The sequence below is a fragment of the Sphingomonas ginsenosidimutans genome (assembly GCF_002374835.1).
Lineage (GTDB): Bacteria > Pseudomonadota > Alphaproteobacteria > Sphingomonadales > Sphingomonadaceae > Sphingomonas > Sphingomonas ginsenosidimutans.
Genome location: NZ_NWVD01000001.1, coordinates 1,104,283 through 1,129,019, shown reverse-complemented (window position 1 = coordinate 1,129,019; position 24,737 = coordinate 1,104,283). Strand labels below are relative to the sequence as shown.

At 68.2% G+C, this 24,737-nt stretch carries 24 protein-coding genes and 2 tRNA genes; 4 read left to right on the top strand and 22 right to left on the bottom strand.

Translation table 11 applies throughout. From position 1 onward, the window contains the following. Window positions 1-50 precede the first annotated feature (50 nt). Window positions 51-680: a prolyl hydroxylase family protein gene (locus COA17_RS05270; protein ID WP_096610549.1), complete on the top strand. Its 630-nt coding sequence runs from the start codon at window positions 51-53 to the stop codon at window positions 678-680. Between the two features lie 69 nt (window positions 681-749). On the opposite strand, the gene COA17_RS05265 is transcribed toward COA17_RS05270, so the two are convergent. The 5 genes from COA17_RS05265 to lon all read right to left on the bottom strand — a co-directional run bounded on the left by COA17_RS05265 (window position 750) and on the right by lon (window position 8,523). Next, a complete protein-coding gene (locus tag COA17_RS05265) occupies window positions 750-3,545 on the bottom strand; it encodes a TonB-dependent receptor domain-containing protein (protein ID WP_096610547.1) in 2,796 nt (931 codons plus the stop codon). 91 nt (window positions 3,546-3,636) lie between these two features. Beyond that, a complete protein-coding gene (locus COA17_RS05260; protein WP_096610545.1) occupies window positions 3,637-5,286 on the bottom strand; it encodes a hypothetical protein in 1,650 nt (549 codons plus the stop codon). A gap of 259 nt (window positions 5,287-5,545) precedes the next feature. Continuing rightward, window positions 5,546-5,620: transfer RNA gene (locus tag COA17_RS05255), tRNA-Val, on the bottom strand. Between the two features lie 67 nt (window positions 5,621-5,687). Beyond that, window positions 5,688-5,960, bottom strand: a complete 273-nt coding sequence (locus COA17_RS05250; RefSeq protein ID WP_066487866.1) for an HU family DNA-binding protein — start codon at window positions 5,958-5,960, stop codon at window positions 5,688-5,690. Between the two features lie 166 nt (window positions 5,961-6,126). After that, window positions 6,127-8,523, bottom strand: a complete 2,397-nt coding sequence (gene lon / locus COA17_RS05245) for an endopeptidase La (protein WP_096610543.1) — start codon at window positions 8,521-8,523, stop codon at window positions 6,127-6,129. 145 nt (window positions 8,524-8,668) lie between these two features. On the opposite strand from lon, the gene COA17_RS05240 reads away from it, so the two are divergent. Then, window positions 8,669-8,926 (top strand): hypothetical protein, encoded by a 258-nt coding sequence (locus COA17_RS05240; RefSeq protein WP_066487869.1) that lies wholly within the window; start codon window positions 8,669-8,671, stop codon window positions 8,924-8,926. Here COA17_RS05240 and COA17_RS05235 read toward each other — a convergent pair. The 8 genes from COA17_RS05235 to COA17_RS05200 all read right to left on the bottom strand — a co-directional run bounded on the left by COA17_RS05235 (window position 8,899) and on the right by COA17_RS05200 (window position 17,299). Further along, window positions 8,899-10,023 carry a calcium:cation antiporter gene (locus COA17_RS05235; RefSeq protein WP_096610541.1) on the bottom strand — a complete coding sequence of 375 codons (1,125 nt, stop codon included), beginning with the start codon at window positions 10,021-10,023 and terminating at the stop codon, window positions 8,899-8,901. The two genes, COA17_RS05240 and COA17_RS05235, sit on opposite strands and share 28 nt — an antisense overlap. A 73-nt stretch (window positions 10,024-10,096) precedes the next feature. Next, on the bottom strand, window positions 10,097-10,693 hold the full coding sequence (locus tag COA17_RS05230; protein ID WP_096610539.1) for a GNAT family N-acetyltransferase: 597 nt from the start codon (window positions 10,691-10,693) through the stop codon (window positions 10,097-10,099). 85 nt (window positions 10,694-10,778) lie between these two features. Continuing rightward, window positions 10,779-12,044 (bottom strand): ATP-dependent Clp protease ATP-binding subunit ClpX, encoded by a 1,266-nt coding sequence (clpX, locus tag COA17_RS05225; RefSeq protein ID WP_066487877.1) that lies wholly within the window; start codon window positions 12,042-12,044, stop codon window positions 10,779-10,781. Between the two features lie 92 nt (window positions 12,045-12,136). After that, complete coding sequence (locus COA17_RS05220) at window positions 12,137-12,826, bottom strand: ATP-dependent Clp protease proteolytic subunit (RefSeq protein ID WP_066487879.1); 690 nt, start codon at window positions 12,824-12,826, stop codon at window positions 12,137-12,139. Window positions 12,827-12,898: 72 nt separating this feature from the next. Beyond that, entirely contained in the window at window positions 12,899-13,843 is a 945-nt protein-coding gene (locus COA17_RS05215; protein WP_096610861.1) for a glycosyltransferase family 2 protein, read from the bottom strand. A gap of 19 nt (window positions 13,844-13,862) precedes the next feature. Continuing rightward, window positions 13,863-15,386 (bottom strand): hypothetical protein, encoded by a 1,524-nt coding sequence (locus COA17_RS05210; RefSeq protein ID WP_096610537.1) that lies wholly within the window; start codon window positions 15,384-15,386, stop codon window positions 13,863-13,865. 114 nt (window positions 15,387-15,500) lie between these two features. Then, complete coding sequence (tig, locus tag COA17_RS05205) at window positions 15,501-17,156, bottom strand: trigger factor (protein ID WP_096610534.1); 1,656 nt, start codon at window positions 17,154-17,156, stop codon at window positions 15,501-15,503. A 58-nt stretch (window positions 17,157-17,214) separates the two neighbouring features. Next, window positions 17,215-17,299: transfer RNA gene (locus tag COA17_RS05200), tRNA-Leu, on the bottom strand. Between the two features lie 107 nt (window positions 17,300-17,406). Between COA17_RS05200 and COA17_RS19285 the strand changes: the two genes are divergently transcribed. Next, entirely contained in the window at window positions 17,407-17,568 is a 162-nt protein-coding gene (locus tag COA17_RS19285) for a hypothetical protein (protein WP_176484800.1), read from the top strand. A 13-nt stretch (window positions 17,569-17,581) separates the two neighbouring features. After that, window positions 17,582-17,785, top strand: a complete 204-nt coding sequence (locus COA17_RS05195) for a hypothetical protein (protein ID WP_066490808.1) — start codon at window positions 17,582-17,584, stop codon at window positions 17,783-17,785. Window positions 17,786-17,812: 27 nt separating this feature from the next. Here the strand turns inward: COA17_RS05195 and COA17_RS05190 are convergent, their stop codons facing one another. From COA17_RS05190 to gatC, 9 genes are all read right to left on the bottom strand, one after another. Next, entirely contained in the window at window positions 17,813-18,439 is a 627-nt protein-coding gene (locus COA17_RS05190; RefSeq protein WP_096610532.1) for a hypothetical protein, read from the bottom strand. Continuing rightward, on the bottom strand, window positions 18,436-19,632 hold the full coding sequence (locus COA17_RS05185) for a M48 family metallopeptidase (protein WP_096610530.1): 1,197 nt from the start codon (window positions 19,630-19,632) through the stop codon (window positions 18,436-18,438). Before COA17_RS05185 ends, COA17_RS05190 begins: the two co-directional genes overlap by 4 nt. Further along, on the bottom strand, window positions 19,629-20,387 hold the full coding sequence (locus COA17_RS05180) for a hypothetical protein (protein WP_096610528.1): 759 nt from the start codon (window positions 20,385-20,387) through the stop codon (window positions 19,629-19,631). The genes COA17_RS05185 and COA17_RS05180 overlap by 4 nt, the downstream gene beginning before the upstream one ends. A gap of 55 nt (window positions 20,388-20,442) precedes the next feature. Beyond that, complete coding sequence (gene gatB / locus COA17_RS05175) at window positions 20,443-21,906, bottom strand: Asp-tRNA(Asn)/Glu-tRNA(Gln) amidotransferase subunit GatB (RefSeq protein WP_096610526.1); 1,464 nt, start codon at window positions 21,904-21,906, stop codon at window positions 20,443-20,445. Beyond that, window positions 21,899-22,312 (bottom strand): type II toxin-antitoxin system VapC family toxin, encoded by a 414-nt coding sequence (locus COA17_RS05170; protein ID WP_096610524.1) that lies wholly within the window; start codon window positions 22,310-22,312, stop codon window positions 21,899-21,901. The genes gatB and COA17_RS05170 overlap by 8 nt, the downstream gene beginning before the upstream one ends. After that, window positions 22,309-22,602, bottom strand: a complete 294-nt coding sequence (locus COA17_RS05165; protein ID WP_096610522.1) for an AbrB/MazE/SpoVT family DNA-binding domain-containing protein — start codon at window positions 22,600-22,602, stop codon at window positions 22,309-22,311. The genes COA17_RS05170 and COA17_RS05165 overlap by 4 nt, the downstream gene beginning before the upstream one ends. A gap of 69 nt (window positions 22,603-22,671) precedes the next feature. Continuing rightward, on the bottom strand, window positions 22,672-22,962 hold the full coding sequence (locus COA17_RS05160) for a hypothetical protein (RefSeq protein ID WP_141397022.1): 291 nt from the start codon (window positions 22,960-22,962) through the stop codon (window positions 22,672-22,674). Beyond that, window positions 22,956-24,440 (bottom strand): Asp-tRNA(Asn)/Glu-tRNA(Gln) amidotransferase subunit GatA, encoded by a 1,485-nt coding sequence (gene gatA, locus COA17_RS05155; RefSeq protein WP_096610518.1) that lies wholly within the window; start codon window positions 24,438-24,440, stop codon window positions 22,956-22,958. Before gatA ends, COA17_RS05160 begins: the two co-directional genes overlap by 7 nt. Continuing rightward, complete coding sequence (gene gatC / locus COA17_RS05150; RefSeq protein WP_066490786.1) at window positions 24,440-24,727, bottom strand: Asp-tRNA(Asn)/Glu-tRNA(Gln) amidotransferase subunit GatC; 288 nt, start codon at window positions 24,725-24,727, stop codon at window positions 24,440-24,442. The genes gatA and gatC overlap by 1 nt, the downstream gene beginning before the upstream one ends. Window positions 24,728-24,737: the final 10 nt, after the last annotated feature.

The following is a 24,737-nucleotide window of genomic DNA, read 5'->3' as shown; positions in this document are numbered from 1 at the left end:
TAATATTTCTCTGCTTGGGCACGCGCGGGGGGCTGTGGCAAGGAAGGGCCATGGCCAGCGACCCGATCGTCTCGCATCTTTCCGCCCAGCCCGGCATCCAGAAAGTGCCCAGTCCCAAGCTGACGCTGTTCCTGCGGCGCGGCTTCCTGGACGCCGCGACCTGCGCCGCGCTGGTCGAGCGGATCGACGCGCACCGCCGCCCCTCGACCGTCTCCGATCATAACGGCGATAACGCCTTTCGCACCAGCGAGACGTGCGACCTGTCGGCCGCCGACCCGCTGGTCGCCGCGGTCGACGCGATGCTGGCGGCGTTCACCGGGCTTGACCCCACCTATGGCGAACCGCTCCAGGGGCAACGCTATGCCGTGGGGCAGGAGTTCAAGGCGCACACCGACTATTTTGAACCCGACGGCGTCGATTTCGAGAAATATTGCAGCATCGCGGGCAACCGCACCTGGACCGCGATGGTCTATCTCAACGAACCCGACGCCGGCGGCGCGACGCGGTTCAAGGCGATCGACAAGACCATCCAGCCCGAGACCGGCAAACTGGTGTGTTGGAGCAACCGCCGCCCCGACGGCAGCCTCAACCCGTCGACGCTCCATCACGGGATGAAGGTGCGCGCCGGCACCAAATACGTCATTACCAAATGGTATCGCGAACGCCCCTGGGGCTGGTGACGGTACAGCAAACGGCAAACCCCGCGCCGTCCATCGACGACGCGGGGCCTTGCTCATCCGTGCGACCGATCAGAACGTGACGCTGGCGCCCAGCGTGAACATCCGGCCGAGGCGGTAACGGTTGACGTCGACGACATTGCCGCCCTCGAACGTCTGCCGCTCCTGATAGCGCGTACCCGTCAGGTTGCGCCCTTCCGCCTTGATCTCGATCTGCTGGCCCAGGAACTGGGTCTTCTGCCGCGCGACCAGGTCCAGGCGGATGCCCGGCCGCTCGACGATATCCGGCTGGAAGCCGACGCCGCCCAGCAGCGACGGGCCGCGGTTGGTGACGCGGTCGCTGGCATAGTTGAACAGCGCAGTCACCTGCGTGCCGTTGTCGGTGTCCTCGTAACCCAGCTGCAGGTTGACCAGGTGATCCGACTGCCCCGTCAGCGGCGCGCCGTCGCGGAACAGCAGGCGGGCCGGCGCGAAATTGGCCTGGCAACCGCCCAGCGTCGTACCTTCCAGCACGCCAGGGACGCAGGTATCGTCCGCCGTGATCTTCGACTGGGTATAGGTGTAGTTGGCGATGATCACCGCCCGCTTGCCCGCCATCCCGTCGGAGATGAAGTCCAGCGGCACGTACTTCTGCAGCTCGACCTCGGCGCCCCACAGCGTCGCCTTGGGCAGATAGGTGAAGCCGGTCTGCAACCGCGCGTCGGGCGTCGGATAGAAGCCGACCTGCTCGATCGGGCGATCGATCCGCTTGTAGAAGCCCGCCGCGGTGATCCGCTGGTCACGCGCGAAGAACCATTCGTAGCGCGCTTCCAGATTGTACAGCTCGCTGTCGCGCAGCCGCGGGTTGCCGAAGAACAGGCGATCCGATTCGAAATCGCGGAACGCCTGCGGCGCCAGTTCGCGGAACTGCGGGCGGGCGATCGTCTTCGACGCGGCGACACGCAGCTGCATGTTCTCCGCGAAATTCCACGTCAGCGTCGCCGCCGGCAGGAAATAGTCGTTGTTCAGCAGCGTCCCGGTCGAGTTGACCGGCGTGACCTGCTGCTTGGCGGTTTCGTATCGAACGCCGATGATCGCGCGCAGCCCGTCGAACGCCTCCGCCTCGGCCTGGACATAGCCGGCGTGGATGCGCAGCTTGGCGTCATAGGCGTAGGAGCCGTTCTGCCCCGCGTCGAAGCGCAGCTGCACCGCATTCTGTGCCGGCGTGCCGGTGGGCGACACCGCGCAGCCGTTGAGGACGTCCGGCGACAGCAGGAAGTCGGGGCGGAACAGGTTGCACGGGAACGGGATCTGCGAACCCGTCGTCGTCTGGTAGACGAACGGCAGGCGGGTCGACGTGCGATCGTTGTCGGAGAAGTAATAGCCGCCCGACAGCGTCATCGGCCGCTCGCCCGCCAGCTTGTAGGCGACGTCCGCCTGGCCGGAGTACAGGTTCTCGTCCAGCTCGCTGAACACCACCGTGGCGAACCGGTCGAAGGCGTTGGTCGCCTGCCACACGCCCGGGCAATTGAGCGCGCTGCCGCCGACCGGCACGTCGACCGTGATGTTCAGCGCGGTGTTGCACAGGTAGATGAACTGGCGCTCGTACGGCGACTTGCGCTTCGAATTGGCATAGGCGCCGCGCAGGTCCACCGACAGGCCGTCGACCGGCTTGAACTCGCCGACCAGCTGCGTCTCGATCAGCTGCCGTTCGAAGAAGCTGGTGTTCTGCTGGAACAGCGGCGCGCCGCTGGAATTGTTGTAGATCGTCGCCGCCGACGCGCGACCCTGCTTCAGCGAATCGTGGATGTACACGTTCGTCCAGCGGATGCGGTTCGCGTCGAACTCCGCACCGAAGCCCAGCAGGCCGTTCACCACCGCGCGATTGTCGGTGATGACGGTGTGGAAGTCGTTGCGCAGCGATCCCGTCTCCTGGACGGTATCCTGCTGCGTCACGTCGCGGGTGCGCCACGTGTTCGAAATGCTGCCGGTCGCGACCACGCCCAGCCGGGTCGCGCCCAGATCGCCGGTCAGGCCAGCGCTCAGCTCGCCGGACCAGTTGGGCGGGATATCGCCGTTGCGCTGGAGCAGCGTGGTCGGCGCGTTCGACAGCTGCGCGACCTGCTCGGTCGGGATCACGCCGGTGCCGGTCGGCGCCGCCTTGATGAAGCCGGGAACGCGGCGCTCGCCGTTGTCATAGCCCAGCCAGTCGGTCTTGGAGCCGTAATAGGTATAGCCCAGCCGCCCGGTCGTCTCGGTATCCACCGTGATCGACGCGCCGCCGGTGATGAAGCTTTCGTCCGGGATCGCCTTGGTCGTCAGGTTGATGACGCCGCCGCCGAACTCGCCCGGGTAATTGGCCGAATAGGTCTTCTGCACCAGCGCCGATCCGACGATCGACGTCGGGAAGATATCGAGCGGGACGGTACGGCGCAGCGGCTCGGGGCTGGGCAGCGGCGAACCGTTGAGCAGCGCCGACGAATAGCGATCGCCCAGGCCGCGCACGAAGACATAGCCGTTGCCGACCACCGACAGGCCGGTGACGCGGGTCAGCGCGCCGGCGATATCGCCTTCGCCGGTGCGCGCGATATCCGCCGCCGACAGGACGTTGACCACCTGCGCGGTCGCGCGGACGGTATTGGGGATGTTACGGCCGACGACGACGATATCCTCGCTGGCGGAGGTATCGACGCCCGGCGCGGACACTTCCGCCTGATCCTGCTGCGGATCGGCAGCCGGATCGGCGGGCGTGTCCGGCGAGGCCGTGGCGGGAGCCGGGGCCGGCGCGGCGGGCACGCCGGTGGAGGGGGCGACCTGCGCCAGCGCCGCGGGGGCGACCAGCGTGGTGGTCAGCAGGAGAAGCGATGCGTAGGCGGTGCGCTGGCGCATGGATCGGGCCTTCCGATAGGGGGCAAAGAGCGGGGCCGGGGCGGCGTGTGCGCGCCCCGGCCGACCGCCGGTCAGTGAAGCGCGATGCGCCTCACCGGCCCTGGCACTGGAAGTAGACCGAGTTGAACGTCGGCGGCCCCACGTCCTGCAGGGCGCTGTTGGCCGGGCGGATCGTCGAGCGATCGTTGCCGGTCGCCGCCGCGCCGTTCACCTGGTTGCTGGCGATCATGTTGACGCAGGTCTGGCCGGCCGGGGTCTTCACCACGCCGTTGACGAACGCGAAGTCCGCACCGCCGCGCAGGCGGATCGCCGACGGCGCCGACGTCGTCTGGACGAAGGTGAAGTTGGCGTAGCGGCCGTAGGTGCGCGGCAGCAGGTCTTCCGAACCGTTCGAGTCGATCTCGGTCGCGAACGAGTCGGCGGTCGAACCGCCGGCCTTCTGCGCCGCGATGATGAACTGCATGAACCCGCGCCAGCCGTTGTCGACGTCGAAGCCGTCGTCGTCGGCGCCGGTCACCACGAAATACTTGATGTTGGCGGTGCCGCCGAAGATCTCGACGCCGTCATCCGACGAATTGTGGCTCTGCACGTGGTCGATCACGGTGCCCGAACCGACGCCGCCCAGCGTCAGGCCCTGCAGCTCGTTACCCTCGCTGATCGCGATGCCGGTGTAGCGGATCTGGACGTACTGCAACGTGCCCGAGCTGTCGGTCTGGCTGGTGCCGCCGTAGAAGCGGCCGGTCACGCCCTCGATCGCCTGCTGGCAGGTGGTCGACGTGCCGCCGGCATCGTTCGGGCCGGTGCCGGTGGCGCACACCGCGGTCGGCGCGCGGCCCAGCAGGACGACGCCGCCCCACAGGCCCTGGGTCGCGTCGGACACGCCGTTGTTCACCAGGTTCTGCTGCGCGGTGAAGACGATCGGCGCATCGGCGGTGCCGACCGCGTTCAGCTTGCTGCCGCGGTTGACCAGCAGCAGATCGTTCGACGATTCGCTGGCATCGGCGGCGAGCACCACGCCCGGCGCGATCGTCAGCGTCACGTTGCTGGTGCCGTCGACGCCCACTTCGGTCTGCCCGCGGAAGCGATAGACGACGCCCGCGATCTTCGGCAGCGAGAGGTCGGCGGAAATGACGCCCGGCAGGCGGCAGTAACGCCAGGACGGGTTGGCCGCGCCGCTCGGCGTGAACGTGCCGTCGTCGATCAGGCCGGTCGGGCAGACCGAGGTCGCGGCGGCATAGGCGCCGATCGACGGCACCGCGCCGCACTGCGCGCTGTTCAGGAACGCCGCGGTGGTCGACGAACAGGTCCAGCCGGAGAAGGCGCTGTCGTTCGGGCCGCTCAGCGCGCCGACATAGCTGGTGTTCTGGATGAAGCTGGTGTTGCCCAGCACCGTCTGCGGGTTGCTGGCGGTGGTCAGCGAGGTGCCGTTGACCGGATAGACGCCGTTCAGCGTGTTGCCGAAGCCGTTGACGTTGTTGTTAGCGCCCGCGTTCACGATCGCCAGCTGCTCGTCTGCGGTGATCGTCACGCCACCCTGCGTCGTCGCGGTGGCGAACTGCGCCGCGGTCAGCGCGGTCGGGGTCGGCGTACCGGTCGGCGTCGGGGTCGGCGCCGGCTGGTTGATGACGACACCGATCGAACCGGCGCCCGGCGAGGCGACATCGTCCGCGCCGCACGACGCGAGGAACAGACAGGCGGTGGTCGCCAGCAGGCTGCTGTGACGACGGCTGAAGCTGAGCATGAAACACTCCCTTTGATGGCGGGTCCGTCCCTCGGATCCCCGGAAACGGAAGGGCGGCTGGCCCGTCCGTTCGTCCCATCGGCGGCGCTAGGCGCCGGAGGTGACAATAGAATGCAGGTTTGAAGTCAGTTGAATGACGCATGAGTGACGTTTTGATGACGTCACCCGAAAGCCACGTGCGCGGCCGAGGCGGCCCCGCGCCGCGTCAGCGCGCAAACGAAAAACCCCGCCGGCACGGGCCGGCGGGGTCTGTCGGACATGGTGGGCGCGACAGGGATTGAACCTGTGACCCCACCCGTGTGAAGGGTGTGCTCTACCGCTGAGCTACGCGCCCGATCCGTATCGGAGCGGCGCGTCTAAGCAAAGCGTGTGCGCCTGTCCAGCACTTAAATGTCCAGCGCTTAATTCAGCGAATCCTTCAACACCTTGCCCGCCTTGAACTTGGGCTGGTTGGACGCCTTGATCGTCATCGGCTCGCGGGTGCGCGGGTTGCGCCCGATCGAGGCCTTGCGCTTGCTGACCGCGAAGGTGCCGAATCCGACCAGGCGCACTTCGTCGCCCTTCTTCAGGCTGGCCGAAATCGTGTCGAACACCGCCTCGACCGCGCGGCTTGCCTCGTTCTTGCCAAGCCCCGCCGACGTCGCCACCGCCGCGATCAGTTCCTGCTTGTTCATCCGAAATTGCCCCGTTTCTTTACAGTTTACGCGATTTGAAAGAGATTCGCGGCTTGCGGCCACATCCGCCCAGTAATGCGCGGGCACGGACGCGAGTCAAACGAAACCGCCGCGCGGCCTTGCCGTGCGGCGGTGACGTTCTGCTGACAATCGTGTGCGATTGCGGTCAGTGGTGCAGTTCGCCCCCCGCCGGCGCGATCGTCGCGGGCGGCAGCGCCGCCAGTTCGTCCGCCTCGGTCCACACGATCGACTCGAGTGGCCGCGTCAGCGCCAGCTTCAGCACCTCGTCGACATGCGCCACCGGCACGATGGTCAGCCCGTCGCGAATGTTCCGCGGGATCTCGACGAGGTCCTTTTCATTCTCCTTCGGGATCAGCACCGTCTCGATCCCGCCGCGCAGCGCCGCGAGCAGCTTTTCCTTCAGCCCGCCGATCGGCAGCACCCGCCCGCGCAGCGTGACCTCGCCGGTCATTGCCACTTCCTTGCGCACCGGAATGCCGGTCAGCGTCGACACGATCGACGTCACCAGCCCGATCCCCGCAGACGGGCCGTCCTTGGGCACCGCACCTTCGGGAAGATGGATGTGGATGTCCTTGCGATGGAACAGGCTGGGCTTGATCCCGAACGACGGCGCGCGCGCCTGGACGAAGCTGAAGGCGGCCTGCACCGATTCCTTCATCACATCGCCCAGCTTCCCGGTCACCTTCGCCGCGCCCTTGCCCGGCACGGTGACGCTCTCGATGGTCAGCAATTCTCCGCCCACCTCGGTCCATGCCAGTCCGGTCACCGCGCCGATCTGGTCCTCGGTCTCCGACAGGCCGTGGCGGAACTTCTGCACGCCCGCGAAATCGGCGAGGTTGTCGGGCGTGATCGTCACGCTTTCCACCTTGCCCTCCAGGATCTGGCGCAGCGCCTTGCGCGCCAGCCTGGCGATCTCGCGCTCCAGCGTGCGCACGCCCGCCTCGCGGGTGTAACGCTGGATCAGCGCGCGCAGCCCTTCCTGCGTCAGCGTGAACTCGCCGGGCTTGAGACCGTGCGCCTCGATCTGCTTGGCGATCAGGTGCCGCTCGGCGATCTCGACCTTCTCGTCCTCGGTATAGCCCTCCAGCCGGATGATCTCCATCCGGTCCAGCAGCGGCTGCGGCAGGTTGAGCGTGTTGGCGGTGCACACGAACATCACGTCCGACAGATCGAGGTCGATCTCCAGATAATGGTCGTTGAACTTCGCATTCTGCTCGGGGTCCAGCACCTCCAGCAGCGCCGACGCCGGATCGCCGCGGAAATCCTGTCCCAGCTTGTCGATCTCATCCAGCAGGAACAACGGATTGGACGCCCCCGCCTTCTTGAGGTTGGTGACGATCTTGCCCGGCAGCGATCCGATATAGGTGCGCCGGTGGCCGCGAATCTCCGCCTCGTCGCGCACCCCGCCCAGCGACTGGCGGATGAACTCGCGGCCCGTCGCCTTGGCGATCGACTTGCCGAGCGAGGTCTTGCCGACGCCCGGCGGCCCGACCAGGCACAGGATCGGCCCCTTCAGCTTGTTGGTGCGCGCCTGCACCGCCAGATATTCGACGATCCGGTCCTTCACCTTGTCGAGCGCATAATGATCCTCGTTCAGGATCGCCTCGGCAGCGGGAATGTCCTTCTTGATCTTGCTGCGCTTCCCCCACGGCAGCCCCAGCAGCACGTCCAGATAGTTGCGCACCACCGTCGCCTCGGCGCTCATCGGCGCCATGGTCTTCAGCTTCTTCAGCTCGGCGGTCGCCTTGCTGCGCGCTTCTTTCGACAGCTTCAGCGTGGCGATCTTCTGGGTCAGCTCGGCGATCTCGTCGCCCTCGCCTTCCTCGCCCTCGTTGCCCAGCTCGCGCTGGATCGCCTTCAGCTGCTCGTTGAGGTAATATTCGCGCTGCGTCTTCTCCATCTGGCGCTTGACGCGGCTCTTGATCTTCTTCTCGACCTGCAGGACGCCCAGCTCGCCTTCCATCAGCGCATAGGCCATTTCCAGCCGCTTGAGCGGGTCGGCCTCCATCAGCAGCGCCTGCTTCTCGGCGACCTTGACCTGGATGTTGCCCGCGACCGTATCCGCCAGCCGCGCGGCGACGTCGATCTCGGCCAGCTGCGCAGTCAGCTCGGCGGGCAGCTTGCGGTTGAGCTTGGCGTAATTCTCGAACTGGCTGACGACCGATCGCATCAGCGCCGCCGCCTCGGTGCCCGACACCTCGGGATCCTCCAGCGCGGCGACATCGGCGACCAAATGGTCGCCCGCCTCCTCCAGCGCCTCCAGCGTCGCGCGCACCTTGCCCTCCACCAGCACACGCACGGTGCCGTCGGGCAGCTTCAGCAGCTGGAGCACGGTGGCGGTGACGCCCATCGTGTACAGGTCGTCGCGCGCCGGATCGTCCTCGGCAGGGTCCAGCTGCGCCACGAGGAAGATTTCCTTGTCCGCGGCCATCGCGGCTTCCAGCGCGGCGACCGATTTGTCGCGTCCGACGAACAGCGGCACGATCATGTGCGGGAAGACGACGATATCGCGAAGCGGAAGAACGGGAAGAGTGGTCGTCATGAATACTCCGGTGCCGCACGAACGACGCGGCGATCGTCCATTATATGGTGCGTTTCGCCCCCGCATCAATCACGCTTGCCGTGCATCGCGATACTTCCGCGCGTGCGATGCGTTCGGGCCACGATCACGTGACAAGGATGACGTCATGACCCGTATCGCACTGCTGCGTACCGCCGAGATGGCGGCGATGTTCATGATCGGCGACGGTGTGGCGGGGCTGGTCCAGCCACGCCGCCATGTCGCGCTGTGGCAGGATCGCGCGCTGGGCGCGGAACGCACCGTCCGCCCGTTCGTGGGCCACCCCGCGCGCCGCCGCGCCTATGCGCTGGCGCAGATCGCCGCCGGGCTGCTGCTCGCCTCGCGACTCCACACCGGTCAGGGGACGACCGTGGTGAACAGATAGACCGCGAAGATCACCAGATGCACCGCGCCCTGCATCACCGTGGTGCGTCCGTTCCCCAGCGAAATCGTCGCGACGAACAGCGACAGCGCCAGCAGGATCAGCTTCATCGGCCCGATCCCCAGTGCAAGCGGCAGGTCGAGCGCCAGGCTGACGATCGCGACCGCCGGGATGGTCAGCCCGATCGTCGCCAGTGCCGATCCCAGCGCAAGGTTCAGGCTGGTCTGGATGCGGTTGCGCTTCGCCGCGCGATAGGCGGCGAGGCTTTCGGGCGCCAGCACCAGTGCGGCGATCACCACGCCGACGATCGCCAGCGGCAGCCCGGCGCCGAGCACCGCGCGCTCCACCGTTGCCGACAGTGCCTTGGCCAGCATCACCACCGCGACCAGCGCGACCAGCAGCACGCCGAACGCGATCACCGTCGTCTGCCGCGACGGCATTGGCGCGTGATCCTCGACGTCGTCGGTCTGCGGCAGGAAATAGTCGCGGTGGCGCACCGTCTGCACCATAACGAACATACCGTACAGGAACAGGCTGACCACCGCGACCAGCAGCAGTTGCGACGTGGCATAGAAGGGGCCGGGCGTGGTGGAGGTGTAGCTGGGCAGCACCAGCGTCAGCACCGCCATCGCCGCCAGCGTGCACAACGCCGCACTGACCCCGCGCAGCGAGAAACGCTGCTCGCGATGGCGCAACCCCCCGGCCATCAGACAGATGCCGATGATGCCGTTCAGGATGATCATGATCGCCGCGAACACCGTATCGCGCGCCAGTGCGGAGGCATCGCCCGCATCGCTGAGCATCAGCGACACGATCAGCGACACCTCGATCACCGTCACCGCGATCGCCAGCACCAGCGTCCCGAACGGCTCGCCGACGCGGTGCGCAACCACCTCCGCATGGTGGACCGCCGACAGCACGCACCCGATCAGGATCAGCGACGCCGCGACCGTCCCCGCCGCGCCCAGTTGATAGAGTGACGTCAGTACCGCCAGCATCCCCGCCGCGGGCAGCGCAAGCGTCCAGAGCGGCAACGACAGCCGCCCCAGCAACGCGCGTCGGGTGGCGGGCGGTGGAAGGGATTCGTCGCTGATCGTCATGCTGCGGTGCTGGCTCCTTTCCCCACCAATGCACGACGCGCGGCGACGATCCGCGCCCGTAACGAAAGCCGCGTCAGGAACCTCGTGCGGCCGCGCGGCGCATCGACCAGAATGGCGGCCCCCCACCCGGCACCCGCCAGTCGCCCACCAGTTCGAACCCCAGTGCCGCGTACAGCCCCAGGTTCTTCTCCGTCGCCGTTTCCAGATAGCAGGGGACGCCCGTCGCAGCGGCCCGTGCCAGCCCGGCACGGATCGACGCGCCGCCCAGTCCCTTGCCCTGCTGCGCCGGATCGACGCCGGCGATGTGCAGGTACCAGAACGGCTCGACGGGAAAATGCTCCGCGATCGCCGCGCTCAGCCGCAGCGCGCGACCTACCGCCGGCCCCAGCGCGGCGAGCAGCGGCACCGCGCGCGCCGCGGTGGACCACAGCGGCGCCTCCGGCCGCCCCGGCCGCCGCCACAGCGTCGCGGCATCGGCCTTCCCGCTGACCAGCCGCATCCCGTCGCGATCCTGGGCGAACAGTTGCGCGAACAATCGCGGCAGGCCCGTCGCGCGCCGGTCGGGATCGGGAAAGATGTAGCTCATCGCCGGATCGTCGGCGAACGCGCGCGCCAGCATGCCGGCCACCGCCGGCGCATCGCTGGCGGCCGCATCGCGGATCGTCATCATGCCCGTCCCCTCCCCCATGAAGAACGGGCGCCGCCGCATGATGCGACGACGCCCGGTCCCATTCTACATCGCCGTTCCGGCCGCGTCAGGCGACTTCGCCGGCCTTCTTCTTGTCGGCATAGACGCGCACCGGCTCCTTGCGGCCGTCCACCACGTCCTTGTCGATCATCACCTCGTCGACGCCGTCCATGCCGGGCAGGTCGAACATCGTGTCGAGCAATATGCCCTCCAGGATCGAGCGCAGCCCGCGCGCACCGGTCTTGCGCTCGATCGCCTTCTTGGCGACCGTGGTCAGCGCGTCGTCGGTGAAGCCCAGCTTCACTTCCTCCATCTCGAACAGCTTCTGGTACTGCTTGACCAGCGCGTTCTTCGGCTCGGCCAGGATCTTGACCAGCGCGGGGACGTCCAGGTCCTCCAGCGTCGCGATCACCGGCAGACGGCCGACGAATTCGGGGATCAGCCCGAACTTCAGCAGATCCTCCGGCTCGGTCTGGCGCAGCACCTCGCCGGTGCGCTTCTCCTCGGGGGAAGCGACATAGGCGCCAAAGCCGATCGACTTGCCCTGCAACCGGTCGCCGATGATCTTCTCCAGACCGGAGAAGGCGCCGCCGCAGATGAACAGGATGTTCGTCGTGTCGACCTGCAGGAATTCCTGCTGCGGATGCTTGCGCCCGCCCTGCGGCGGCACGCTGGCGGTGGTGCCCTCCATCAGCTTCAGCAGCGCCTGCTGCACGCCCTCACCGGACACGTCGCGGGTGATCGACGGGTTTTCCGCCTTGCGGCTGATCTTGTCGATCTCGTCGATATAGACGATGCCGCGCTGCGCGCGTTCGACGTTATAGTCGGACGCCTGCAACAGCTTGAGGATGATGTTCTCCACATCCTCGCCGACATAGCCCGCCTCGGTCAGCGTCGTCGCGTCGGCCATCGTGAACGGCACGTCCAGGATGCGGGCGAGCGTCTGCGCGAGCAGCGTCTTGCCGCAACCGGTCGGGCCGACCAGCAGGATGTTGCTCTTGGCCAGCTCGACGTCGGCCCCCTTGGCGCCGTGGTTCAGCCGCTTGTAGTGGTTGTGCACCGCCACCGACAGGACGCGCTTGGCCTGCTTCTGGCCGATGACGTAATCGTCCAGCACGTCGCAGATTTCCTGCGGCGTGGGCACGCCGCCGTCCTTCTTCGCGACCAGCGCCGACTTCGTCTCCTCACGGATGATGTCGTTGCACAGCTCCACGCACTCGTCGCAGATGAAGACCGTCGGACCGGCGATCAGCTTGCGCACCTCGTGCTGCGACTTGCCGCAGAACGAGCAATACAGGGTGCTCTTGGAGTCGCCGCCGGAGAGCTTCGTCATTCAAACCGTTCCTTCCGCGCTGCCGCGGTATGCTGGGCCGGATATGCTAACCCGGCCCGGATGCTCCCGGCAATGCCGGAAAGCGATTAAGATTATGCCGACGGCTGCGTTTCGTCGGTTGGGACGGGCCGCTTGTCGAACACCTCATCGATCAGGCCGAACGCCTTGGCCTCGTCCGACGACATGAACTTGTCGCGGTCCATCGCCTTCTCGATCTCCTCCAGCGGCTGGCCGGTGTACTTGGCGTACAGCTGGTTCAGCGAGTGGCGGATGCGCAGGATCTCGCGCGCCTGGATCTCGATGTCGCTGGCCATGCCCTGCGCGCCGCCCGACGGCTGGTGGATCATGATCCGCGCGTTGGTCAGCGCCACGCGCATGCCCGGCTCGCCCGACGCCAGCAGGAAGCTGCCCATCGACGCGGCCTGACCGATGCACACCGTGCCGACGCGCGGGCGGATGTACTGCATCGTGTCGTGGATCGCCATGCCCGCCGTGACGACCCCGCCCGGCGAGTTGATGTACATGAAGATGTCCTTCTTCGGATTTTCCGATTCCAGGAACAGCAACTGCGCGGTGATCAGGCTGGCCATGCCGTCCTCGACCCCGCCGGTGACGAACACGATCCGCTCGCGCAGCAGGCGGCTGAAGATGTCGAAGCTGCGCTCGCCGCGATTCGACTGTTCGATGACGATCGGCACCAGCCCGGCCTGGGTCTGCTGCATACCGACGCCGGCACGCGCCAGCGCCCCTGCGAAATCGCCGGTCTCGAACGGATTGTGCATGTAAAAAGCTCTCTTATGCCCTGAGGAAAATCGTGGCCCGCGCCGCCAACATCGGCGCTCGCCGCCGGCAGTTCAAGCCCCGCTGCGTGTCGGCGCGGGATGCGACAGATAGGCCAGCCGCCGCACCTCCCGCCGCCCGCGCACCACCGTATCCAGGATGAGTCCTGCAAAACCGTTGAGGGCCGCCAGGATCATCAGCCCGGTGACCAGGATCGCGGTCGGCACGCGCGGCACCAGCCCGGTGTGCATGTAGGTGATCGCCAGCGGCACCGCCAGCACCACCGCCAGCAGCGCCAGCACGGTGCCGATCGCCCCGAAGAACCACAGCGGCCGCTCGATCCGGTACAGCATCGCGATCGTGCGCAGGATACGCCAGCCGTCGCGATAGGTGCTCAGCTTCGATTCCGAGCCGTCCGGCCGCGCGAAATAGGGCGTCTCCACCTCGCCCAGCGGCATCTTCAGCTCCAGCGCGTGGACGCTGATCTCGGTCTCGATCTCGAAGCCGACCGACAGCACCGGGAAACTCTTCACGAACCGTCGCGAGAAGACGCGGTAACCGCTCAGGATATCGGTGAAACTCCGCCCGAACAGCTGCGCCAGCATCCCCGTCAGCATCGCATTGCCGAACCGGTGCCCGCGGCGATAGGCGGCCGCCGCCTCGCCGATCCGGGTGCCGACGATCATGTCGAGCTGTTCGTCGACCAGCCGCGCGACCATCGCCGGCGCGCTGGCCGCGTCATAGGTCGCGTCGCCGTCGGCCATGACATAGACGTCGGCGTCCACGTCGGCGAACATCCGGCGCACCACCGCGCCCTTGCCCTGGATCCGCTCGGTCCGGACGATCGCGCCCGCCGCGCGCGCCACATCCACCGTGCCGTCGCGGCTGTTGTTGTCATAGACGTAGATCGCCGCGTCGGGCAGCGCGGCGCGAAAACTCGCCACCGTCTGCGCGATCGCCGCCGCCTCGTTATAGCACGGCAGGATCACCGCCACGCGCAGCCCGGTCTGCCGTTCCATCATTTGTTTCCCATGTCCGTCACGATGCCGGCTGCACCGGCAGCGGTTGCGGGACCGTTACCGTCAGCCGCCCCGCTTCCGCCACCATCATCACCGCCGCCGGCAGCAGCAGCGTTACCAGCATCAGGTCGCGTCGCACCCGCCACAGCCGCCGCACGCCCGGATCGGCGAGCAGCAGCGCCACCGCCAGCAGCGCCGTCGCCGCCGGATAGGCGAAGTAACGGGGCGCGGTCGCCACCCCCACCACCACGAACGACGCGGCATAGGCAAGCCCCGACGCCGCCAGCGCCGCCGCGACGCGCACCGGCCACCGCTCGCCCCGACCCCGCTCGCCCGTACCCCATTCGCCGTTCCCGCGGCGCAGCGCGGCCAGCGCGACGATCCACGCCACCACGCCGATCGCCACGAACATCGCCGGGATCAGTACGACGCCCGCGGTATAGCGGACCAGCGCCTTCGCCAGCGATTCGCGCGGCGGCGCGGGGTCCGGCACGGCGGGGCCGATGCCGTTGCGCGGCTTGATCGACACGAACAGCAGCAGCTCCGCATTGGCGTGTTCGGCGCGGTGCAGCAGATAGCCGCCCGGATAGCTGAGCAGCGCGCGCCGCCACGCCGCGTCCAGCGTCGCGGGCGATGGTGCCGCACCGCGCGCCAGTTCGAGCTGATCGTGGATCGGCACGCCCGCCTTGCCCGAAAACCACGGGCAGCGGCCCCATGGCGCCATCGTGTCCCACATCACGGGGGTGTAGCAGCGTGCGACGTCGCGCATCGTCACCCGCGTTGCCGGACCGAACGGCGCGGTCGTCCCTTCCTGCGCGGCGATCCCGGCCAGGTCGAACAGCCGCAGCGATTCGATCGCCCCCGCTGGCGCGGCGTCCAGCATGCGCCGGTTGATGACTCCCGCGACCGGGATCGCCAGCGCCGCGACCAGCACGCTCACCACGATCGTCACGCCAGCGCGCTCGATCCAGCGCGGCCGCCACGCCAGGATCAGCAGTGGCCCCAGCGCGAAGGCGCCGTTGTGCCGCATCAGCACGCCCGCCAGGAACGCCGCCGTCGCCAGCACCGCCGCGCCGCGCGGCGCGCGCGTATCGCCGCCCGCCAGCAGCAGCCCCGCGCCCAGCAGCAGCAGCGCCGCCAGCAACGCATCCTTGGTCACCAGGCTGTCGACCAGCACCGCCAGCACCAGCGCGCCGATCACCGGCACCGCCAGCGCCGCGATCACCGCGCCGCGCCGCACCAGCGCCCAGCCGATCAGCGCGAACGCCCCCCAATACAGGAGCGCGGCCAGGACGAACAACGCGCCCTCGCCCAGCCCCGTCTCGATCAGCGCCTGCCACGCGCGCGTCATCAGCGGCGAATGCCAGTCATTGACGCGGTCGGCGGCGATCTGCGCCAGCTGCCCGCGCTCGTCGTTGCCGATCGCGCCGCGCCACCCGCTGGCGATCGTCGCCGCGGCCAACACGGGGGACATCGCCACCGCCAGCGGCGCCAGCGCGCGCGTCGGGGGGAAAGTCGCGCGCCGCGATGGCTCAGGCGTCATCTTTCCACTCCCCCTTACGCACACGGCGGGACCGGGCCTTGCCCGATCCCGCCGCCGTCGTCGTCACCGGCCCGGCGCCCGTCATATGCCGGGCGCCGCGTGCCGCCTAGACTGTTACTCGGCGTCGCCGCCCGCCGCCTTCTTGGCGCGCGGCTTCTTGGCCGGCGCGGTCTCCGCTGCGGGGGCCGCATCGTCCTCGGCCGGGGCCGCCGCCTTCTTGGCGCGCGGCTTCTTCGCCGGGGCGGCGTCCGCCTCGGTCGGCTCGACCGCGGCGTCCTCGCTCTTGGCCGACGGCTTCTTCGCCGCCGCCTTCTTGGCGGGCTTCGCCGGGGCGTCGCCCTCGGCCGCGTCGCCCGTCTCGCTCGCCGCCGCCTTCTTGGCCTTGGTCTGCTTGGGCTTGTGGTTGTCGTGGTCGTGGTGATGCGTGCCGGTCGCGAAGCCGTCCTCGCTCTCGATCGCGGCCTCCAGCTCCTCGCGGGTGGTCTCGCGGTCGGTCACCTCGGCCTTGTCGAACAGGAAGTCGACGACCTTGTCCTCGTAAAGCGGCGCACGCAGCTGCGCGGCGGCCATCGGGTCCTGCTGGACGTACTGGATGAACCGCTGGCGGTCTTCCGGGCCATATTGCTGCGCGGCCTGCATCATCAGCCGCTGCATTTCCTGCTGGCTCACCTCGACGCCGTTCGCCTGGCCGATCTCGGACAGCAGCAGGCCCAGCCGCACGCGGCGTTCGGCGATCTTGCGATAATCCTCGCGCTCGGCTTCCATTTCCTTCAGCGCCGCGTCCGGATCCGCCTCATGCGTGGCTTCGTGCTGCAGCTGCTGCCAGATCTGGTTGAACTCGGCCTCGACCATCGACGGCGGCACGTCGAAGTCATGCCCCTCGGCCAACTGGTCGAGCAGCTTGCGCTTCATGTAGGTGCGCGTCAGGCCGTTGTGCTCCTGCTCGATCTGCCCCTTCAGCAGGCCCTTGAGCTGGTCCAGGCTCTCCAGCCCCAGCGACGTCGCCAGTTCCTCGTCGATCACGCTCGCGCCGGCGGTCTTCACCGACTTGATGGTGAGGTCGAAGGTCGCGTCCTTGCCGGCCAGTTCCTTCGCGCCGTAATCGGCCGGGAAGGTCACCTTGATCTGGCGCTCCTCGCCCGCCTTGGCGCCGATCACCTGGTCCTCGAAGCCGGGGATCAGCCGGCCCGCGCCGATCTCCACCGCCATGTCGGTGCCGGTGCCGCCGTCGAACGCCACGCCGTCCATCGTCTTGCCGACGAAATCGACCGTCACCAGGTCGCCGGTTTCGGCGGCCTTGTCGCCGGCATCGTCCCAGCGCTTCTGCTGGTCGGCGAACTTCTGCAGCTGCGCATCCACCGCCGCGTCATCGACCGGCACGGTCAGCCGCTCCAGCTTCAGGTTGTCGATCGCCGGGGCCGGCACCTGCGGCAGCACTTCCAGCTCGACCTTCAGCTCGGCGTCCTTGCCGGGGGCATAGCCCTCGACCAGCTCGACCGACGGCTGCACCGCGGGGCGCAGCTGCTTGTCGGCGATCAGCGACTGGATGCCTTCCTGGATCGACGTGTTCAGCGCCTCCTGCAGCATCGCGTCGCCGTGCATCTTGCGCACCAGATTGGCGGGCACCTTGCCGGGGCGGAAACCGGGCATCCGCACCTGCGGCGCGACGCGCTTGATCTCGGCATCCACCCGCGCCTCGATCGCGCTGGCGGGGATGGTGAGGGTGTAGGCGCGCTTCAGCCCCTCGTTCAACGTCTCGACAGTCTGCATCTAGGCCGCTTTCGTCTTGAATTTCGTGAGTGGTGGCCACCCCGCAACGCGCGGGGACTGGTGCGGGCGAAGGGACTCGAACCCCCACATCTTGCGATACTGGAACCTAAATCCAGCGCGTCTACCAGTTCCGCCACGCCCGCTTGATCGGACACCGCCGGTCGGCGGCCTCTATACTGCGGCGGCCCGCTGGGCAAGCGGGCAACCCGGCGGGGGGCGAAGCGTTGATCCGCGGCGAAGGAGAACCCCCATGGCGACCAATCCCGGCATCCCCGCCGACGTGCCCCAGCCGACCCCGCCGGCGCAACCCGACGCCCCGCCGCCGGAGATCAATCCGCCGACGCCCGATGTCGACGTGCCCTCCCCCGGCACTCCGGCGGGCGATCCGGCCCCGGCCAACCCCAGCATCTGACAGGAGCGCCAGCATGGCCGATATCAAGACGATCGACGTCACTCCCAACCGCGACGATCCGCGTCCCGACATCCAGCAGGCGGTAGAGGCGCGCAGCGACGCCGTCGACCGCGGCGAAGGCGGCGAAGAACCGGCGCGCTTCACGAAGACCGGCGAGTTCGACGGCAACAGCGGCACCGGCGGCGAGGTGAAGAATCAGGACCTGACGCAACAGTGACGCGGCGGGGCGGCCCGCGCCGCCCCGCTATCGCCCGCCGCCCGTTGCGGGCGGGGCCGCCAGCCGCGTGGCGGCGACCAGCGCGTGATAATCCCCCACGCCCTTGTCGAAATAATGCAACCTCGGCGCATCGAACGTCACCATATACAATCGCTTGTCGATGATCGTCGCCACGGCCTCTCCGCGCCGCGGCAGCTGATCCGAATCGAGATAGTCGTAGGCGAACGTCACCGCATCATGGTCGAGGAACCGGCCGGGCTGCGACGACGTCACCGCAAACGTCCCGATCCCCTTGAGCGCGCGATACGTGCCCTCCAGCAGCTCCGGGATTTCCGCCAGCAGCGTCCCGCCCGTGAACTTCGGCAGCGGCGCGCGCTTGCGGTTGCGTTCGCGCACCAGCGGGTCGCCCGGCTCGACACCGGCATAGAAGGTGACGTCGTTCAGCTGCTCGCCATCCAGCGTCCAGGTCTCCGCGACCTTGCCCGGCTTGCCCGACAGCCGGTTCCAATCGCGCGGCGGCGTGACGGTCAACCGCGTGTCCGCGATCGGCGTGGCGACGTTCCTTTCGCGATAGCTGTGCGCCCGAGCCCCCGTCGCGGCGACCGTCAGCGCGGCCGCCAGCGTCGCGGCGATCATGCGGTTCGCCAACGTCATTTCGCTTCTCCGATCGTGGAAAGGATCATGCCGATCATCGCGGCGTCGGCAGCGCCCGGTTTGAGGTGGAGATAACGGCGCAGCGCGGCTGCCCCCTCCATGGTCCGCCCGGTCTTCACCAGCGACAGCCCCAGCCCGCGCTGTGCCTCCGCCAGTTGCGGGTCGAGCGCGACCGCCTTGGCGTAGAAATCGGCCGCATTCATCAGGTCGCGCGGCTGCCCGCGCCGGCGGAACAGGTCGCCGCGCGCCCGCCACAGCGGCGCGGTCCAGCCGCTTTCCGCCAGATGGGTGATGATGAAATCGCTCGCGCCGAAATCGTTCAGCTTGATCTGGTCGTCCAGGAACGGCGGCAGCCATGGCGCCATCGCCGCGGCGTAGCGCTCCGTCCCCTCGTCGCGCGTCTCGCCGTCGGGCGCGGCCAGCGCGTAGAGATAGTCCGCACGCTCGCCGTCGGGCGGGTGCGAATCGAAAAACGCCACCCGGTTGAAATCGGGCTTGCGCAGGCCGCGCGCCGCGGCCGACGCCTCGCGCTCCTGGATCAGCGTGCGCCATACCCGCGACGCGGCACCGGGGCGCATCGTACTGGCGTTGAGATACCCCAGCCCGACCAGATCGGCCTCGCGCTCCTGATCCCGGCCAAAGCGGTATATGTTGCCCAGCACCGACAACTGCAGGTCGTTGAAGCTGCGCGCGCCCTGCGGCCCGGCCATCGAGCCCAGCACCGCCGCCCAGCTGAGCAGATCGGTGCCGGTGCGGCGCGCCTTGAACTGGCTGAGCAGGTGGCGCTTCTCGAAATGCCCGAACTCATGCCCCAGCACCGCCGCCAGCTCGGATTCCGAACGCACCCGCAGCAACAGCCCGCTGTAGACCAGCATCGTCCCGTTGGGCGACATGCTGGCGTTGAACACCGGCACGCGCACCACATAGACGCGCGTCGCGTTGCACCGGTCCTCGCCCACCGCCGCGCACAGCACGCGGCAGACATAGCCGGTCAACGCCTCGTCGTGGATGACCAGCGGCGAATGCGCCAGCTTCGCCTCGCGCTCGTCATCCTCGCGCCACAGCCCGATCTCGTCGACGCCCTGCGGCTGATAGACGCCGGCATAGGGCGGCGGCGGCGGCGCGGGCTTCGTCGCGCCCGCACCCCCAGGCGCCGCCAGCGCCAGCGCCAGCGCCGTCAGCGCCGCATTCACTTCGCGGGGACCGGCGGCGCCACGACCGGCGCCGGCGCGCTGCCGGGAAATTCCTCCAGCAACTGGCCGACACGCTTCTTCGCCCCGTCCGCGTCGCGCACGTCGCCGCCCATCGCCCCGTCGGCGTTGAGCCACAGCACATCGCCGCTGCGCAGGTCGACGAGCCCCGCGTAACCGGCATGTTCGCCCGACGTCACCGCGATTCCCGGCCCCAGCAGCGCCGCGATCTGCAACAGCTTGCGGCCCGTCGAGCCGTACGCATCCTTGTTGTAGATGAAGAGCGCATAGTCCGCGTCCTTCGCCCCCGGCAGGTCGCGCACCCCCTCGCCCAGCGACCAGTCGAACACGCCGGCCTTGTTGTCGCGCTTCTTGGTGGGCAGGCGGTTGCCGACGAAGAACTGATATTCGATCACCGCCTGCGATACCGCGGCGAACAGCCGGGAATATTCCTCGACCCGCTGCGCATCCTCGCCAAAGCTCTCGGGCGCCGCGATCACCTTGTTGCCCAGCAGCGCCTGTCGCTCGGCCAGCGCGGCATCGATGTTCGCGCGCGCCTTATCGGTCCAGTCGGCGTTCGGCTCGAACATGCCCCCGGTCGATTGCGCCCCGACGCTGACGGTGGGGCGGAACACCAGGATCGTCTTGCCGCTGCCCGCCGCCAGGTCGAACCCCTGCCGCACCGCGCGCTTTTCCTGCGCGCCAGCCGACGTCGCGCACGCCAGCAGCGCCGCTGCCGCGACCAGAATAACCCGCATGGTAAGACGCCCCCGTCCCGTTTCCCCGCCGGAAAACTAGAGGGCGCCGCCGGCGCTAGTCCAGCGCCTTTTTCAACAATTCGTTGACCACCGCGGGGTTCGCCTTGCCGCCCATCGCCTTCATCGTCTGGCCGACGAAGAAGCCGAACAGCGCCACCTTGCCGCCGCGATACTGTTCCAACTGGCCGGGGTTCTTCGCCAGCACCTCGGCGATCACCGCCTCGATCGCGCCGGTGTCGCTGGTCTGCTTCAGCCCGCGTTCCTCGACGATCCTGCCCGGCGCCTCGCCGGTCTCCAGCATCGCCTCGAACACCTGCTTGGCCAGGCTGCCGGACAGCGTGCCGTCCGCCACCAGCGCCAGCAGCTCGGCCGCCTGCGCCGGGGTCACCGGGCTGTCGGCAATGCTTTTGCCCAGCCGGTTGAGCGCGCCGAACAATTCGCTGGTCACCCAGTTCGCCGCCGCCGCCGGCTTCGCCCCCGCCTCGAGAAGCGCGTCGAACCAGCGCGCGCTCTCCACCTCGGCGGTCAGCACCTCGGCATTGTACGGCGTGATCCCCAGCCCCTCGTAGCGCTTGCGCTTGGCGTCGGGCAGTTCGGGCAGGCTGGCGCGGCAATCCGCCAGGAACGCCTCGTCCAGTTCCAGCGGCAACAGGTCGGGATCGGGGAAGTAGCGGTAATCGTGCGCATCTTCCTTCGACCGCATCGACCGCGTCGTGCCGGTGTCCGGGTTGAACAGCCGCGTCTCCTGCACGATCGTCCCGCCCGCCTCCAACACGTCGACCTGGCGGTTGGCCTCATGCTCGATCGCGGCCATCACGAAACGCACCGAATTGACGTTCTTCGTCTCGGTCCGCGTGCCGAATTCCTCGCCCGGCTTGCGCACGCTGACGTTGACGTCGGCGCGCATCGAGCCTTCCTCCATATTCCCGTCGCACGACCCAACATAGCGCAGGATCGCCCGCAGCTTTCGCAGGTAAGCCCCTGCTTCCGAAGGAGAACGCATGTCCGGCCGGCTGACGATCTCCATCAGCGCCACGCCCGAGCGGTTGAGGTCCACATAGGAACGCGTCGGGTGCTGGTCATGCATCAGCTTGCCGGCGTCCTGCTCGACATGGATCCGCTCGACGCCGATCGTCTTGACGGTCTCGCCATCTTCGATCTCGATCGAACCGTCGCCGACAAGTGGATGATACAGCTGGGAAATCTGGTAACCCTGTGGCAGGTCGGCGTAGAAATAATTCTTCCGGTCGAACCGCGACCATTTGTTGATCTGCGCATCGATCGCCATGCCCGTGCGCACCGCCTGGCGGATGCATTCGCGGTTGGGCACCGGCAGCATCCCGGGCATCGCGGCATCGACCAGCGACACCTGCGTGTTCGGCTCCGCCCCGAACGCGGTCGCCGCGCCGGAAAACAATTTGGCGTTCGACGTCACCTGCGCATGGACTTCAAGGCCGATCACGACCTCCCAGTCGCCGGTGGCGCCCTTGATACGGAACGGGGTGGATGCGTCAGCCATGATGGGTCTCGGGTGTGATGAGGGTGAGGTCGGGGAAGTAGGTGCCAAGTTGTCGGTCGCGCGTGACCAGCGATGCGCCCAGCACCGCGGCGTGGCCCGCGATCAGGAAATCGCCCAGGATCGCCGTCTTGGCGCCCCCGCGTCGCCGATACTCGCGAAACGCCGATCCGGCGCTGAAAGCGGCATCGTCGGCGAAGCTCATGATGCGGATCTCAAGCCGGTCGAGGCGATCGCGCAGCGCGGACATCCCGGGCGCATGGCCCGCCAGTTCGGCAAGCACGATCTGGTTGCAAACGACCGGGCCAGCCGCGACCGCGTCGCCATAGCGCGCCAGCGACCACGCAGCCTCCGCGCCACGGCCGTCGCTGAACAGGTCGATGATGACGTTCGTATCGAGGAAGATCACGGCAGCGGATCGTCCCCGCGCAACTCGCGCATGATCTCCGCCGACGGTCGATCGAACAACGGGTCCCGCCGCATCTCCGCCAGCACGCCTAGCAACCGTCGGCGCCGCTGCTCCGGCGTCTCGCTGGCCGCGCCCTGCGGCACCACCACCGCCTCGCCACGGTCGTTGATGCCAACATCGACCGGCTGCCCGGGCACCAACCCGATCAGGTCGCGCACGTCCTTCGGAATCAGGACTTGACCCTTGCTGGTCATGTTCGTCCGGGTACGCTTGTCGAGCGGAGCGTTCATCGCATACCTCCAGTGTTACCAAGGTAACACTTCGGCCCGCCACGGTCCAGCGTCATCGAAAATTCCGCCTCAAATGGCACCTGTTCCTAAAAGCTCGTCGAGCAACGCCGCTATCTCGCGCTTCATGAGCTGATCGTATGTGGAACTCCCGGTGACGTCCACGTTATCGAGATACAGGACCGTGGTGTCCCGATACTCGGGGAAGGATCGCAGACCTCGCAGATAGGCGATGATGATCGGCGCGAGGTTGTCTTCCCGATTGATCTCATGGTGCAGGCACCGGATCAAGTTCGCGTAGGCGATCACGCGAACGGTGGGATCGCCGTCCGCGCTGCCGGCCTCGGGCTTCTCGCCTACCACCACCGCCCCGGCCGCGCCACGAAGCCGGCACGCTGCTCGATCGCCAGCGCCGCGTTCAGCACGGCCTGTTCGTCCAGCGCCTTGCCGATGACCTGCAACCCCAGCGGCAGCCCGCCGGCGTCGACGCCGCCCGGCACGCTCATCGCCGGAAGCCCGGCCAGCGACGACGGCACCGTGAACACGTCGTTGAGGTACATCGCGATCGGATCGGCGTTCTTCTCGCCCAGCGCGAAGGCCGCCGACGGCGCGGTCGGGGTCAGCAGCACGTCGCACCGCTCCCATGCGTTGTCGAAGTCCTGCGCGATCAGCGTGCGGACCTTCTGCGCCTGCGTGTAATAGGCATCGTAGAAGCCCGCCGACAGCACGTAAGTGCCGATCAGGATGCGCCGCTTCACCTCGTCCCCGAACCCCTCGGCGCGGGTCTTCGCGTACATCTCCTGAAGGTTCGCGCCGTCCGGCAGGTCGCGCAGGCCGTAGCGCACGCCGTCATAGCGCGCGAGGTTCGACGACGCCTCCGCGGGGGCGATGATGTAATAGGCCGGCAGTGCGTATTTGGTGTGCGGCAGCGATACCTCGACCACCTCGGCGCCCGCATCACGGACCCAGTCGATGCCCTGCTGCCACAGCGCCTCGATCTCCGGCGGCATGCCGTCGACGCGATATTCCTTCGGGATGCCGACGCGCTTGCCCTTCAGCGAGGGGGTCAGCCCCGCCTCCCACTGCGGCACCGCGACGTCCAGGCTGGTCGCGTCCTTGGCGTCGAAACCCGCCATCGCCTCCAGCATGATCGCACAGTCGCGCACGTCGCGCGCCATCGGCCCGGCCTGGTCCAGCGACGAGGCGAAGGCGATCACGCCCCAGCGCGAACAGCGGCCATAGGTCGGCTTGATCCCGCTGATCCCGGTGAAGGCGGCCGGCTGGCGGATCGACCCGCCGGTGTCGGTGCCGGTCGCCCCCGGCGCGATCCGCGCCGCGACCGCCGCGGACGATCCGCCCGACGATCCGCCCGGCGCCAGATCGGCATTGCCGCCGTCGCTGCGCCGCCACGGGCTGACGACATTGCCGAAATGGCTCGTCTCGTTCGACGATCCCATCGCGAACTGGTCCATGTTCAGCTTGCCGAGCATCCCCGCGCCGGCATCCCACAATTTCTGCGAGACGGTCGATTCATACTGGGGGGTGAAGCCCTCCAGGATGTGGCTCGCCGCGGTGCTGGGCACGCCCTTCGTGCAGAACAGGTCCTTCATCCCGATCGGCACGCCCGCCATCGGCCTGGGCGCCTCGCCCGCCGCGCGCGCGGCGTCGGCGGCGTCGGCGGCGGCCAGCGCATGGTCGGGGGTTTCCACCAGGAAGGCGTTGAGCGGCTTGGCCGCGGCCACCGCGGCGACGAACGCCTCGGCCACCTCGCGCGCGGAAAAGTCGCCGGCGCGCACGCCGTCGCGGATCGCGGCGATGCCCAGGTCGGTCAGCTCGGTCATTATTCGATCACCTTGGGCACCGTGAAGAATCCATGTTCGGCCTGCGGCGCGTTCGCCAGCACCGCCTCGCGGATGCCGCCGTCGGTGACGACGTCGTCGCGCAGCCGCAGGTGGTTGGGGATCACCGCGGTCATCGGCGCGACCCCGGCGGTATCTACCTCGCCCAGCTGCTCGATGAAGCCCAGGATATTGCCCAGTTCGGGCGCGAGGCGCGCGGCCTCCTCCTCGGTGATGGCGATGCGGGCCAGGCCGGCGATGCGCCTTACGGTATCGATGGTGACGGACATGGCGCGCCGC

What these genes read in the sequence shown, in the direction of transcription:
- COA17_RS05270 (WP_096610549.1), top strand. Translation starts at nt 51, where the DNA reads ATGGCCAGCGACCCGATCGTCTCGCATCTTTCCGCCCAGCCCGGCATC.
- COA17_RS05265 (WP_096610547.1), bottom strand. Translation starts at nt 3,545, where the DNA reads ATGCGCCAGCGCACCGCCTACGCATCGCTTCTCCTGCTGACCACCACG.
- COA17_RS05260 (WP_096610545.1), bottom strand. Translation starts at nt 5,286, where the DNA reads ATGCTCAGCTTCAGCCGTCGTCACAGCAGCCTGCTGGCGACCACCGCC.
- COA17_RS05250 (WP_066487866.1), bottom strand. Translation starts at nt 5,960, where the DNA reads ATGAACAAGCAGGAACTGATCGCGGCGGTGGCGACGTCGGCGGGGCTT.
- lon (WP_096610543.1), bottom strand. Translation starts at nt 8,523, where the DNA reads ATGACGACCACTCTTCCCGTTCTTCCGCTTCGCGATATCGTCGTCTTC.
- COA17_RS05240 (WP_066487869.1), top strand. Translation starts at nt 8,669, where the DNA reads ATGACCCGTATCGCACTGCTGCGTACCGCCGAGATGGCGGCGATGTTC.
- COA17_RS05235 (WP_096610541.1), bottom strand. Translation starts at nt 10,023, where the DNA reads ATGACGATCAGCGACGAATCCCTTCCACCGCCCGCCACCCGACGCGCG.
- COA17_RS05230 (WP_096610539.1), bottom strand. Translation starts at nt 10,693, where the DNA reads ATGATGACGATCCGCGATGCGGCCGCCAGCGATGCGCCGGCGGTGGCC.
- clpX (WP_066487877.1), bottom strand. Translation starts at nt 12,044, where the DNA reads ATGACGAAGCTCTCCGGCGGCGACTCCAAGAGCACCCTGTATTGCTCG.
- COA17_RS05220 (WP_066487879.1), bottom strand. Translation starts at nt 12,826, where the DNA reads ATGCACAATCCGTTCGAGACCGGCGATTTCGCAGGGGCGCTGGCGCGT.
- COA17_RS05215 (WP_096610861.1), bottom strand. Translation starts at nt 13,843, where the DNA reads ATGGAACGGCAGACCGGGCTGCGCGTGGCGGTGATCCTGCCGTGCTAT.
- COA17_RS05210 (WP_096610537.1), bottom strand. Translation starts at nt 15,386, where the DNA reads ATGACGCCTGAGCCATCGCGGCGCGCGACTTTCCCCCCGACGCGCGCG.
- tig (WP_096610534.1), bottom strand. Translation starts at nt 17,156, where the DNA reads ATGCAGACTGTCGAGACGTTGAACGAGGGGCTGAAGCGCGCCTACACC.
- COA17_RS19285 (WP_176484800.1), top strand. Translation starts at nt 17,407, where the DNA reads ATGGCGACCAATCCCGGCATCCCCGCCGACGTGCCCCAGCCGACCCCG.
- COA17_RS05195 (WP_066490808.1), top strand. Translation starts at nt 17,582, where the DNA reads ATGGCCGATATCAAGACGATCGACGTCACTCCCAACCGCGACGATCCG.
- COA17_RS05190 (WP_096610532.1), bottom strand. Translation starts at nt 18,439, where the DNA reads ATGACGTTGGCGAACCGCATGATCGCCGCGACGCTGGCGGCCGCGCTG.
- COA17_RS05180 (WP_096610528.1), bottom strand. Translation starts at nt 20,387, where the DNA reads ATGCGGGTTATTCTGGTCGCGGCAGCGGCGCTGCTGGCGTGCGCGACG.
- gatB (WP_096610526.1), bottom strand. Translation starts at nt 21,906, where the DNA reads ATGGCTGACGCATCCACCCCGTTCCGTATCAAGGGCGCCACCGGCGAC.
- COA17_RS05165 (WP_096610522.1), bottom strand. Translation starts at nt 22,602, where the DNA reads ATGAACGCTCCGCTCGACAAGCGTACCCGGACGAACATGACCAGCAAG.
- gatA (WP_096610518.1), bottom strand. Translation starts at nt 24,440, where the DNA reads ATGACCGAGCTGACCGACCTGGGCATCGCCGCGATCCGCGACGGCGTG.
- gatC (WP_066490786.1), bottom strand. Translation starts at nt 24,727, where the DNA reads ATGTCCGTCACCATCGATACCGTAAGGCGCATCGCCGGCCTGGCCCGC.